Origin of the sequence: Flavobacterium sp. (assembly GCF_965284515.1) — a bacterium.
Lineage (GTDB): Bacteria > Bacteroidota > Bacteroidia > Flavobacteriales > Flavobacteriaceae > Flavobacterium.
Window position 1 is genome coordinate 2208874 of sequence record NZ_OZ260089.1, and the last position, 13775, is coordinate 2222648.

At 30.9% G+C, this 13775-nt stretch carries 11 protein-coding genes; 4 read left to right on the forward strand and 7 right to left on the reverse strand.

The annotated features are described in order from the left end of the window. Position 1: 1 nt before the first annotated feature. Positions 2–427, reverse strand: coding sequence for a hypothetical protein (locus ACQ65T_RS10335; RefSeq protein WP_430401002.1), 426 nt, complete (start codon positions 425–427; stop codon positions 2–4). 155 nt (positions 428–582) lie between these two features. Here ACQ65T_RS10335 and folE point away from each other — a divergent pair, with 155 nt between their 5' ends. The 4 genes from folE (at position 583) to lgt (ending at position 4177) form a co-directional block, all read left to right on the forward strand. Further along, on the forward strand, positions 583–1254 hold the full coding sequence (gene folE, locus ACQ65T_RS10340) for a GTP cyclohydrolase I FolE (protein ID WP_430401003.1): 672 nt from the start codon (positions 583–585) through the stop codon (positions 1252–1254). Positions 1255–1412: 158 nt separating this feature from the next. Beyond that, on the forward strand, positions 1413–2909 hold the full coding sequence (gene cysS / locus ACQ65T_RS10345) for a cysteine--tRNA ligase (RefSeq protein WP_430401004.1): 1497 nt from the start codon (positions 1413–1415) through the stop codon (positions 2907–2909). Further along, positions 2909–3142, forward strand: coding sequence for a membrane protein insertion efficiency factor YidD (gene yidD / locus ACQ65T_RS10350; protein WP_430401005.1), 234 nt, complete (start codon positions 2909–2911; stop codon positions 3140–3142). The genes cysS and yidD overlap by 1 nt, the downstream gene beginning before the upstream one ends. An 81-nt stretch (positions 3143–3223) precedes the next feature. Next, positions 3224–4177, forward strand: coding sequence for a prolipoprotein diacylglyceryl transferase (gene lgt, locus ACQ65T_RS10355; protein WP_430401006.1), 954 nt, complete (start codon positions 3224–3226; stop codon positions 4175–4177). 50 nt (positions 4178–4227) lie between these two features. Here the strand turns inward: lgt and ACQ65T_RS10360 are convergent, their stop codons facing one another. The 6 genes from ACQ65T_RS10360 to asnB form a co-directional block, all read right to left on the reverse strand. Beyond that, positions 4228–4686, reverse strand: coding sequence for a hypothetical protein (locus tag ACQ65T_RS10360; protein ID WP_430401007.1), 459 nt, complete (start codon positions 4684–4686; stop codon positions 4228–4230). A gap of 81 nt (positions 4687–4767) precedes the next feature. Next, positions 4768–7698 (reverse strand): protein translocase subunit SecDF, encoded by a 2931-nt coding sequence (secDF, locus tag ACQ65T_RS10365; RefSeq protein WP_430401008.1) that lies wholly within the window; start codon positions 7696–7698, stop codon positions 4768–4770. Positions 7699–7886: 188 nt separating this feature from the next. Continuing rightward, positions 7887–8819: a malate dehydrogenase gene (gene mdh, locus ACQ65T_RS10370; protein WP_430401009.1), complete on the reverse strand. Its 933-nt coding sequence runs from the start codon at positions 8817–8819 to the stop codon at positions 7887–7889. A gap of 25 nt (positions 8820–8844) precedes the next feature. Continuing rightward, positions 8845–9873 carry a DUF6588 family protein gene (locus ACQ65T_RS10375; RefSeq protein ID WP_430401010.1) on the reverse strand — a complete coding sequence of 343 codons (1029 nt, stop codon included), beginning with the start codon at positions 9871–9873 and terminating at the stop codon, positions 8845–8847. Continuing rightward, positions 9845–11788 carry a DNA topoisomerase (ATP-hydrolyzing) subunit B gene (gyrB, locus tag ACQ65T_RS10380; RefSeq protein ID WP_430401011.1) on the reverse strand — a complete coding sequence of 648 codons (1944 nt, stop codon included), beginning with the start codon at positions 11786–11788 and terminating at the stop codon, positions 9845–9847. The genes ACQ65T_RS10375 and gyrB overlap by 29 nt, the downstream gene beginning before the upstream one ends. A 281-nt stretch (positions 11789–12069) precedes the next feature. After that, a complete protein-coding gene (gene asnB / locus ACQ65T_RS10385; protein WP_430401012.1) occupies positions 12070–13734 on the reverse strand; it encodes an asparagine synthase B in 1665 nt (554 codons plus the stop codon). Positions 13735–13775 lie beyond the last annotated feature (41 nt).

Consider the following 13775-nt stretch of genomic DNA (forward strand, 5'->3'; position numbering starts at 1 on the left):
ATTATTTAATAAATAAATGATAATTCCATGAAGTCATTTGATTTCCTTGTTTTCCAACAAAGCGAATACGCCATTTGAAACATTTAGAAACTAAACCTTTATGAGTAATCATATAATTGCTTAATTGCTTAGCACTTTCATTTTTTAAATCAATAAAAATAGTTTTCTTTAAATCTTTTGCATCAAGATTATTCCAACAATCCATAATAGGAACTATCTCTAAATAAATTTTATTAAGTGAAGTGTTTTTATTAACCAAATTACTATCCCACTTTAAATTTGCATAGGTTTCTGAATAGCTTGTAGATGGAGAAGATTCTATTAAATTTATTTTAAAGCTATCTAAAGTAAATTTTGGTTTAGTTTGAGCAAAACTAAAATTACACAATACTAAAAGTACAAATAATTTAATGTAATTTTTTTTCATTTTTATTTTTATATATAGTTGTAGATAAGCAAATTTAACAATAATTTAATTTTTATCTTTTATTTTCTTAAAATTTAACAAAATACTTTTATTTAAAGTTTATTATTTATCTTTGCATTTCTAAAAATTGCTACACTAAATATTTATTGTTAATAATGACAAATAAAGAAGATTTACAAGAAGAATTAGGAAATAACCATATTGCAACTAGTGCAAACACTCCTTTAAGAAAAGACGCATTTGATATTACTGATGACGATAAAATCGAATCAATTAAAAAAGATGTTGAGAACATTCTTACAACTTTAGGAATGGACCTTACTGACGATAGTTTAAAAGGAACTCCTAACAGAGTTGCTAAAATGTTCGTTAAAGAAATATTTGGCGGTTTAAATCCAGCCAAAAAACCAAGTTCTTCTACATTTGATAATAAGTATAAATATAATGAAATGCTTGTAGAAAAAAACATAGTTGTTTATTCTACTTGTGAACATCATCTATTACCAATTGTAGGTCGCGCACATGTTGCTTATATATCTAAAGGAACAGTTGTAGGATTGTCAAAAATGAATAGAATTGTAGATTATTTTGCAAAACGTCCACAAGTACAAGAACGTTTAACTATTCAAATTGTTGAAGAACTTCAAAAAGTTTTAAACACTAAAGATGTTGCTTGCGTTATTGATGCGAAACACTTATGTGTAAATTCTAGAGGTATTCGTGATATTGAAAGCAGCACAGTAACTGCTGAATTTGGCGGAAAGTTCAAAGAAGACAAAACAAAAAGAGAATTTCTCGATTATATAAAATTAGACACTACATTTTAATTATATAAATGATGGATTTAGCTTTTAAATTCATCATTTTTATTTAATTTTGAATCTAGCCCTGATAGTAGCGGCATCCTTTATCATTTTATGAAGCTTGCGAAATAAAATATAAAGATATAGCGAATAGCAGGAATAGCTTCTAAAAAAATTTATACATGCAATTATATAAAAATCAAGACTTAAAGATTTACAACACGCTTACAGGAAACAAAGAAGTTTTTAAACCTATCCATGAAGGAAATATAGGTATGTATGTTTGTGGGCCTACTGTTTACAGCAATGTACATTTAGGCAACGTAAGAACTTTTATGAGTTTTGATGTTATATACCGTTATTTAAAACATTTAGAGTTTAATGTTCGTTATGTTAGAAACATTACAGATGCTGGACATTTAACCGATGATGGTGATGTAGACAATGATCGCTTTGTAAAACAATCTAGATTAGAGAAGCTTGAACCAATGGAAATTGTACAGAAATATACGGTTGATTTTCATAAAGTTTTGGATAACTTTAACTTCTTACCTCCTACTATTGAGCCAACCGCTACTGGACATATTATTGAACAAATTGAATTGATTGAAAAACTTATTGAGGTTGGAGTTGCATATGAAAGTAAAGGTTCTGTTTATTTTGATGTTTTAGCTTACAATAAAAAAGGATTGAATTATGGCGAATTAAGCAATAGAAATATTGATGAATTATTTGCCAATACTAGAGATTTAGATGGACAATCTGAAAAGAAAAACCCTCAAGATTTTGCTTTATGGAAAAATGCCTCTCCAGCACATATTATGCGTTGGAATTCTCCTTGGGGAGCTGGTTTTCCTGGTTGGCATTTAGAATGTACTGCTATGAGTACTAAATATTTAGGCGAAACATTTGATATTCACGGTGGAGGAATGGATTTAAAATTTCCGCATCATGAATGTGAAGTTGCACAGGGAAAAGCATGTAATGGCGTTTCACCTGTAAATTACTGGATGCATACCAATATGCTAACTATGAACGGTTTACGAATGAGTAAATCTACAGGGAATTATATTTTACCAATGGAATTGGTTAAAGGTGGAAATGACTTTTTTGAAAAAGCTTTTCATCCTAATATTGTTCGTTTTTGCTTTTTACAAGCGCATTACAGAAGTGTTTTAGATATTTCTAATGATGCGATGATTGCTAGTGAAAAAGGATTTAACAGATTAGCTGATGCTTATAAATTAGCTAAAAACCTTGAAGCAAGTACCACGTCTACTTTAGATATTAACAGCTGGAAAAAAGCATGTTATGAAGCTATGAATGATGATTTTAATACACCTATTTTAATTGCTCAACTATTTGAAGGAGTGCGTTATATTAATCTAGTTAATGACAAGAAAGAAACAATTACAATTGAGGATTTAGCATTACTAAACGAAACTTTAAATAGTTTTTTACATGATGTTTTAGGGTTAAATTTAGAAAGCACAACAAATAATGCAGCTAGTTCTGATAATAATAAATTAGAAGGTGTTGTAAACATGCTTATTGAAATGAGAAATGAGGCTAGAGCGAATAAAAACTGGGCTCTATCTGATGAAATTAGAGACAAGTTATTCGCTCTTGGAATTCAACTTAAAGACGGAAAAGAAGGAACTGGTTTTAGTGTAAACTAATGATAAAAAAAATAGTCAAAATACTTACTTATCCATTTATCTTCTTGTTTCGATTTTATCAAGTTGCCATTTCTCCTTACACACCTGCTGTATGTAGATTTGAACCAACTTGCTCACACTACTCTATTGAAGCGTTAAAAAAATACGGGTTATTTAAAGGCGGGGTTTTAGCTGCAAAAAGAATTTTAAGTTGTCATCCTTGGGGAAAGAGTGGCTATGACCCTGTTCCTTAATTATTTTACAATCTTATAACTTAATTAACATCTTTACCAATAATAATATTTATTTTTAACCTCATATAAAAACACATTAATATGTTATATGCTTTAAACATGATATGGAACCCTACTGGAGGAATTGATTTAGGCTTTTTAAACATTCGCTTTTACAGTTTAATGTTCGTTATCGCTTTTGGATTAGGTTGGTATCTAATGAAATCTATATATGAAAGAGAAGGTGAAACATTAGAGAAACTAGATAATTTATTTGTTTCAACAGTATTAGCTACTTTAGTAGGAGCACGTTTAGGTCATGTTTTCTTTTATGATTGGGATTATTTTAAAGATCATAAATTAGAAATTTTATTGCCTATAAGAGAAAATGTAAACGAATCGATATTTGGAATTATTCAAGGATGGGAGTTCACAGGATTTGCTGGTTTAGCTAGTCATGGAGCTGCAATCGCAATTATTATTGTAATGCTTTATTACAGTAAAAAAGTAATTCAAAAACCTATTTTATGGATTTTAGATCGAATTGTAATTCCAGTTTCAAGTGGAGCAGTATTTGTTCGTTTAGGAAATTTTATGAATTCTGAAATTGTAGGAACTGAAACAACTTCTTCATTTGGAATAAAATTTATTAGAGATTGGTATTCGCCAAGACAAGCTTATGAAATTACTCAAATAGGAAATTCAAACGAAGCTTACAAAGCAATTGAAAACGATCCAAAATTTGCTCAATTATTGGCAGATGTTGTACCAAAACATCCTGCACAATTATATGAAGCATTTGGTTATGTGTTTGTATTTGTAATACTTTATTATATGTATTGGAAAACAGAAGCAAGAAATAAACAAGGTTTATTATTTGGAACCTTTTTAGTTTTACTATGGACAGTTCGTTTCTTTGTAGAATATGTAAAAGGAAGTCAAGGTGGTTTTGAAGAAAACCCAATATTTTCAGCATTATCCACAGGGCAATGGTTAAGTATACCTTTCATTATAGCTGGTTTTTATTTTATATTTAGGAGTAAAAAAACAGCATAAAGCATCATACAATAAAAAAGGCTCTGAAATTCAGAGCCTTTTTTGTTTAATTACTTTTCAATTAAAATACCTACTCCTAATATATTAGGTAAAAACGAACTTGAAAATTTATTCTTAACTACAAACTTATAGTTTCCTTTTATTAAAGTTGTTTTGTCTTTTATAGGCACGTATAAATCACATATATCACCTGTGCAATCAGCTAAATCCTTACCAGTTTCATCTTTAAATCGTACATCTAAATTAATTGTTTCAGAAGAACCATTTGGAGAAATTATAGTTACTTCTACAGGAACATTTGCAAATTGGAAGTCATAAATATGACCAATGTGTAGTTTTATTAAAATAGGTTCTGTATCATTCGTATTTTCAAAATCAAATAAAACTTCTTCATTAGAATTCCATCTATTGGAATCAAAATCTGAATTAAACTCATTATAAATTGAATTTGAGTTACAAGAAATAAATAAAACTGTTATAAGAAACAGTAAAGTTTTTAATTTATACATAAGTGAATTTAATTGGTTTAATATAAATATATAAAAAAAGTCCTGACTTTCATCAGGACTTTTTTATATCTAAATAATTATTTAGTCTTCTTTTTTGAATTCAGCCATTTTCTTAGCTTCTTTATCACTCATTACATCTTTCATTAATGGCGTTGCCACAAAGATAGATGAATAAGTACCCACTAAGATACCAACTAAAATTGCAAATACAAATCCTCTAATAGTTTCACCTCCAAAGATGAAGATTGCAACTAATACAACTAAAGTAGTTGCAGAAGTATTTATAGTTCTACTTAAAGTTGAATTTAAGGCTTTATTTACTAATCCATCAAAGTCTGGTGATGAATTGTAGTTTAAGTATTCACGTACTCTATCGAATACAATTACGGTATCATTTAACGAGTATCCAATAACCGTTAAGATTGCAGCAATAAATGCTTGATCTAACTCCATGTTAAACGGTAAGATGTTATAGAAGAATGAGAAAATACCCAATACTATAATAACATCGTGTGCAACTGCAGCAACAGCTCCAAATCCAAATTGCCATTTTCTAAATGAAATCATTAAGTAAACAAAAACAACTAATAACGAACCTAATACAGCCCATATTGAGTTTGTTTTAATGTCTTTAGAAATAGTTCCTGAAACTTTAGAAGCTTGCATTACACCAATTTTCTTACCTTCATATGAATTTACAAATTTATCATAAGTTAAATCAGCTGGTAAGTATTTTGATAAACCTTTAAATAATAATTGATTTACTTCTTTATCAATTCCTTCACCTTCTTCATCTACTTTGTACTTAGTAGTAATTTTTAATTGACTATCATTTCCAAAAACTTTTGCTTCTGCACTTCCGAATACAGCAACCAAATCATTAGTTACTTCAGGAGCTGAAACTGGTTTATCAAAACGTACTTGATAAGTTCTTCCTCCAACAAAATCAACACCAGGATTCAATCCTTTAGTAAATAAAGAAACAAAACTTAAAATAATCATTACTGCAGAAATTGCATATGTAATTTTTCTTTTTGATAAGAAATCAAAATTTAAGTTTTTAAACCAATTTTTAGTCAATGAAGTTGAGAAGGTAATATTTTCTTTTCTAGACAAACTCCAGTCTAAGAACATTCTTGTAATAAATACAGCGGTAAATAATGAAGTTATAATACCTATTAATAAAGTAGTTGCGAAACCTTTGATTGGTCCTGTTCCAAATACTAATAAGATAATTGCAGTAATTGCAGTAGTAATATTTGCATCGAAAATAGATGACATGGCACCTTTCCATGTATATGCATAGTTTACAGCTTCTTCTACAGATTTACCTTCATCTAACTCTTCTTTGGCTCTTTCGTAAATAATTACGTTAGCATCAACTGCCATACCAATTGTTAATACGATACCAGCAATACCAGGTAATGTTAATACAGCTCCAAAACTTGCTAAAGCTCCAAAGATGAATAAAATATTTACCAATAAAGCTAAGTTTGCATAGAAACCAGTTTTACCATAGTAAATAATCATCCAAATTAATACTAAAGAGAAGCCAATAATAAATGACATTAAACCACTATCAATTGCTTCTTTACCTAGAGATGGCCCAACCACATCAGACTGAACAATTTCAGCAGCAGCTGGTAATTTACCTGCTTTTAAGATGTTTGCTAAATCTTTTGTTTCATTGATTGAAAAGTCTCCAGAAATCTCTGAACGACCTCCAGAAATAGCTCCTCTACTTACTCCTGGTGCAGAATAAACTGTATTATCTAAAACAATTGCGATTGCATTTCCTTGTTGAGAAACAGTTCCTGTTAATTTTTCCCATAATCTAGCGCCAGTACCGTCCATTTGCATAGAAACAGCTGGTTTACCCATTTGATCAAAAGTATCAGTAGCATCAACAATAACACCACCACTAATAGGCGCTTTACCTTCTCTATTTCCTTTTAAAGCAAAAAGTTCAATTCCTTCTGGTCTTTTCTCGTCGATTTTACCCCAAACAAATTTAACATTTGCTAATTCAGCAGGTAATAACGATTTTATATCACTTCTCGTTAAATACTCTCTTACTTTTGCAGTATCTTTAGTTAAGAAGATTCCAACATAAGGAGAACCTTGTTGACCGCCCATTAACATTTTATCAAACAATGGTCCGTTTGATTTGTTAATAGTATCAGCAGATTTATCAGTTAATAATGAGTCAATTCCTGTTGCAGCATTTTCAACTACTTCAGATTTAACCTCAACTTCAGTTTTCTTTAAAGCTTCATTTGCAGCTACAATATAACCACTAATTTCTTCTACTTTATACGTTTCCCAAAATTCTAATTGAGCAGTACTTTGTAATAATTTCTTAATACGGTCTACATCTTTAGCTCCTGGCAATTCTACTAAAATTCTACCAGAATTTCCTAACATTTGAATATTAGGTTGAGTAACTCCAAATTTATCGATACGTTCTCTTAATACTTTAAAAGCACTTTCAACAGATTCAACAACCTTCAACTTAATAATTGGTTCAACTTGAGCATTTGTCATGTCAAATTTAATTACCTCATCTAAGTTTCTATTACCAAAAATATCTGCACTTGCTAAATTTAATTTTGCGTTATTTGCTTCAACAAAAAATGCATCAATATAATCTTGATTTCCTGATTGGTTTGTTTTAGCGTCAGCTAAAGCTTTTTTAAACCCAGGGTTTTTAGAATCATTTGCTAATCCATTTAAAACATCTTTTACAGAGATTTGTAGTATTACGTTAATACCTCCTTCTAAGTCAAGACCTTTTTGTAATTGATTGTCTCTAACTTCATTATATGTTTTACCTAAGAAAACATTTTCTTTTCCAATAGAATCTAAATATCTTAATTCTTTAGAAAAATCTCCTTTTGCAAATGTTTTTGCATCATTACTTATGCTATTAGCCACAAAAGTGAACGACAGTTGATAAATACATACCAACGCGAAAATAATTGCGAAAAATTTAATCAGTCCTTTATTCTGCATTATTACTATAAATTAATTATTCTTTTTATATAAAAACGGACAAATATATATATTACAATAGGATTAACCAATTTTATTTGGCAATAAAATTGGTTTTTTATTAATTAATTATACACTTTCCTAATACTTATTAAAATAAAAAAACTGCCAATAATATTTGACAGTTTTTATGATTTATTTTTTGAGAATTACAATACAGCTTTTAAGTCTGCATTCATATTTCTAACTGCTTCAGCAGATTTAGCAAATAATGCTTTTTCAGCATCGTTTAATTTCACATCTACAATTTGCTCAACTCCGTCTTTACCAATGATACATGGAACACCGATACAAATATCGTTTTGACCGTATTCTCCATCTAACATTACAGAACAAGGAATCATACGTTTTTGATCGTTTAAGATACTATCTACTAAGAATGCAACAGAAGCTCCTGGAGCATACCAAGCTGAAGTTCCTAAAAGTCCAGTTAAAGTTGCACCACCAACCATAGTTGAAGCAGCTACTTTATCCATTTCTTCTTGAGACATAAAGTTTGAAATTGGCGAACCGTTATATGAAGCCAAACGAGTTAATGGAATCATAGTTGTATCACCGTGACCTCCTATTACCATACCTTGGATATCATTACCTGGTTTTTGTAATGCTTGAGATAAGAAATATTTAAAACGAGAACTGTCTAAAGCCCCACCCATTCCTATTACTCTATTTTTTGGTAAACCAGTTGCTTTTAATGTTAAGTAGGTCATTGTATCCATTGGATTAGACACTACCACAATAATAGCATTTGGTGAATATTTTAAAATATTTTCTGCAACCGATTTTACAATTCCTGCATTAATACCAATTAATTCTTCACGAGTCATTCCTGGCTTTCTAGGAATTCCAGAAGTAATTACAACTACATTTGAATTAGCTGTTTTTGAATAATCACCTGTTGTACCAACAACTTTTGTATTAAAACCTGTAGTTGTAGCGCATTGCATGATATCCATAGCTTTACCTTCAGCAAAACCTTCTTTGATATCTAATAACACTACTTCGCTTGCAATCCCTCTGTACGAAATTACGTCTGCACATGTTGCACCTACATTTCCCGCACCTACTATTGTTACTTTCATTTTGTTGTGTTTAAAAAATTATATATTAAAATTGATATTGAACTCCTAAATTTAGATTTGCAAATTTACCAAAAGCAAATGAACTTTGTAAAAATATTTTTTCAATTTGATACCTCGCCGAAATTTCTCCTAAAAAATTGAAATTATCTTTTGCTATTCTTTCCAATAAAGTATTTACAGTTTGTTGTAAAGGAAAAGCCTCTTCTATTTCTCCTTTTTTACCACCAACTACATATTCAAAACTACTTGTATTAGCAATAAGAGAAGTGATTACTTCTAACCTATCAAACTCTTTTGATGCACTTAATTGAAAATGAAATGTATCAACCAAACCCGACAATTGATTGATTCCTAAATTACCATAAGCGGTATCAATATCTAAAAAATCAAATGTAATTTCTTCTTTAGAGTATATCAAGGCTGTTGAAACATTAATGTTTTTCTCTTCTAAACTTTTAAAATATTGACTTAAGTTATGATTTAAACCGAAACCAAAGACTTGATAATCACCTTTTTTAAGTTTTGTTTTTGTAGAATAACGAGCTATTAACTCTGTACCATATAGTAACCCCACATTAACCTGTAAATAGGGATAAAAAACTATTTCTTGATTGATTCCTTCAGGAGTTTTTAAACGAACTTGTTCTCCTCCTAAATCTCCAATTAAATACATTTGATTATCATTTCCTAATGCTGTTGGAACGGTTGCCGAAGAAGTATTTTCTATTTCGAAGAACTGAAAATCAGAATTCTGAATTTTAAAACTCCTATCTTTTTTTGGAACAAAAAACATATTCCCATGCAAACTCAAATTTACATCCCAAAGTTTCTTTTTCTTTGGCGAACTTACCCAACTAGAAGAAGAAAGATAAACTGCTGCATCAGTAGCAGGTATTATATATTGCTCTGAATAGAAAAGGGCATCATTTAAAAGATACCCTATCTGTTCTAATTCAGATTGTGATTGAGCATTACTTTTTAAACTAAAAAATAATGAGCAAATAAATATTATTTGAATAAGGTAATTACGCATCAATATTTGCGTAGGCAGCATTCTTCTCAATAAACTCTCTTCTTGGCGGAACTTCATCTCCCATTAGCATTGAGAATATTCTATCTGCTTCTACTAAACTATCGATATTCACTTGGCGTAAAGTTCTAAAGTCAGGATTCATAGTAGTATCCCAAAGTTGTTCTGCATTCATCTCTCCAAGACCTTTATAACGTTGAATAGCAACCGAACCTCCCATTTGGAGCGCAATTTTATCACGTTGATCGTCATTCCAAGCGTACTCTTTTTTATTCCCTTTTTTAACTAAGTATAAAGGTGGAGCAGCAATATAAACGTGACCATTTTCAATCAGCTCTTTCATAAATCTAAAGAAAAAAGTAAGAATTAAGGTAGAAATATGAGAACCATCGACATCGGCATCACACATAATTACTACTTTATGGTAGCGAAGTTTTTCAAGATTCAGGGCTTTACTATCTTCTTCAGTTCCAATAGTAACACCTAAAGCTGTAAAAATATTTCGAATCTCTTCATTTTCAAATACCTTATGTTGCATTGCTTTTTCAACGTTCAAGATTTTACCTCTTAATGGTAGAATAGCTTGAAACATTCTATCACGACCTTGTTTTGCAGTACCACCTGCCGAGTCTCCCTCTACAAGAAACACTTCACATTTTGCAGGATCTTGTTCTGAACAATCTGAAAGTTTACCAGGTAAACCTCCACCGCCCATAACGGTTTTTCTTTGCACCATTTCACGTGCTTTTTTTGCAGCGTGACGAGCTTGTGCAGCAAGAATTACTTTTTGAACAATAATTTTAGCATCATTAGGGTTTTCTTCTAAATAGGCTTCAATCATATCACCAACAGCTTGAGAAACTGGCGAAACTACTTCTCTATTCCCTAATTTAGTTTTCGTTTGTCCTTCAAACTGAGGTTCCGCAACTTTTACAGAAATAATAGCTGTTAGTCCTTCACGAAAATCATCTCCTGCAATTTCAAATTTTAATTTATCTAACATCCCAGAAGCATCTGCATATTTCTTTAATGAACGGGTTAAACCAGTTCTAAAACCTTGCAAATGTGTTCCTCCTTCGTGTGTATTAATATTATTTACGTAAGAAAAAATATTTTCAGAATAAGAAGTATTATAAATCAAAGCAACCTCAACAGGAATATCTCCTTTTTCAGAATCCATTGAAATAACATGTCCAATAATAGGCTCACGATTACCATCTAAATAACGGATATATTCTTTAAGACCTTCAGTAGAATGAAAAACTTCTGAAAGAAAGTTTCCATCTTTATCTTTTTCTCTTTTGTCGGTAAACGTAATTGTAATTCCTTTATTTAAAAAAGACAATTCACGCATACGAGCTGATAAAGTATCATAAGAAAACTCAATAGATTGAGTGAAAATTGTATCGTCTGGATAAAAAGTGACGATTGTTCCTCTTTTATCAGTTGTTCCAATTTGTTTTACAGGATATAGTGCTTTACCTCTTTCGTATTCTTGTTCGTAAACTTTTCCATCTGCACTATGCACTGTTGCGCGCAATTTATTTGACAATGCATTTACTACAGAAACACCTACACCATGTAATCCTCCAGAAACTTTATAAGAATCTTTATCGAATTTACCTCCAGCACCAATTTTAGTCATTACAACTTCAAGTGCAGAAACTCCTTCTTTTTTATGAATATCTACAGGAATACCACGTCCATTATCTTCTACAGAAACAGAACCATCTTCATTAATATCTACTCGAATGGCATCACAATGCCCACCCATAGCCTCATCAATAGAATTATCTACAACCTCATATACCAAATGATGAAGTCCACGAATACCAACATCTCCAATATACATAGAAGGACGCATTCTTACATGCTCCATTCCTTCTAATGCTTGAATACTATCTGCTGAATAATTACCTTTTTTTATTTCTTCACTCATATTTTCAAATCTTAATCGATTTCTTTTGTTTAACACACAAATATAACGATTCTATTAAAGAAAACAGCCTAAATAGCTTTGTTTTCTATCTAAGTTATCAACATTTGTTAATTTCTAGAAAGTTGCTTAAATCAAACAAAAAAAGGCTAAAAACAGATGTTTAATGTAATTAGCCTTTTGTTAAAATTACTTTTTTTATAAAATTGCTTAAAAGTTATTATTTTAAGTTTCTTTTTTAGTTAATCAAGGCATTAAACCCTCAAATAATCGAAAAATCAATTTTAGTATGCTTCTGCATGCACATTAGCTACAGCTCTACCTGATGGATCATTCATGTTTTTGAACGCTTCATCCCATTCTAATGCAATTTTTGTACTACAAGCCACACTTGCTTCTTGCGGAACACTTAAAGCCGCCGCATCACTCGGAAAATGATCTGTAAAAATTGAGCGATAATAATATTCTTCCTTTGATGTTGGTGTTTGAATTGGAAATTTATATTTCGCATTAGCTAATTGTTCATCCGAAACTTCGATAGCTACGACTTCTTTCAAGGTATCAATCCAACTGTAACCTACACCATCACTGAATTGTTCTTTTTGTCTCCAAACTACACTTTCTGGCAAAATATCTTCAAAGGCTTTTCTTAAAACCCATTTCTCCATACGTTCGCCATTAATCATTTTATCTTGTGGATTGATTCGCATTGCAACATCCATAAATTCTTTATCCAAAAATGGAACTCGACCTTCAATTCCCCAAGCTGCTAAACTTTTATTAGCACGTAAACAATCGTACATGTGCAACTTACTTAATTTACGAACAGTCTCTTCATGAAATTCTTGTGCATTGGGTGCTTTATGAAAATACAAATATCCTCCAAATAATTCATCGGAACCTTCTCCAGAAAGCACCATTTTAATTCCCATTGATTTAATAACTCTCGCCATTAAATACATAGGAGTTGAAGCGCGAATGGTTGTCACATCGTAGGTTTCAATATTGTAAATAACATCTTTAATTGCATCTAACCCTTCTTGAATGGTGAACTTAATTTCGTGATGAATGGTTTTTAAATGATCTGCTACTTTTTGAGCCGCAGCCAAATCGGGTGAACCTTCTAAACCAACTGCAAAAGAATGCAATTGTGGATACCAAGCTTCTGATGTATCGTTAGACTCAATTCTTTTTTGCGCGTATTTTTTTGCTATAGCTGAAGTAATTGAAGAATCTAATCCACCTGAAAGTAAAACTCCATAAGGAACATCACTCATTAATTGTCTTTTTACTGCTGCTTCTAAAGCAACTTTGATTGCTTCAATACTTGTTTTATTTTCTTTTACAGCATCGAATTCTGTCCATTCTCTTTTATACCATTGTACGAACTCTCCATCTTTGCTTGACATATAGTGTCCAGGAGGAAATAACTCAATTTTTGTACAAACTCTTTCTAAAGCTTTTAATTCAGAAGCTACATAAAATGTACCGTGTTCGTCCCAACCTATATATAAAGGTATAATTCCCATATGATCACGAGCAATGAAATACTCGTCTTTTTCAACATCATAAATGGCAAATCCGAAAATTCCGTTCATTTCGTCAATAAAACGAACTCCTTTTTCTTGGTATAAAGCCAAAATGACTTCGCAATCGCTTTCTGTTTGAAAATCGTATTTACCAACAAATTGTTTTCTCAATTCTCTATGGTTGTATATTTCTCCGTTTGCAGCTAAAACCAGACTTTTATCTTTTGAAAATAAAGGTTGTTTTCCAGAAGCAGGGTCAACAATTGCCAAACGTTCGTGAGACATAATGGCTTTTTCATTACTAAAAATTCCACTCCAATCTGGACCGCGATGGCGAATTTTTTTAGACATTTCTAAAACCTGAGGTCTTAAGATTTCTGCTTTTTGTTTGAGGTCGAAGGCACATATTATTCCGCACATAGTTTTATTTTTTAATCGTTGAACCGCATAATTATTTAATT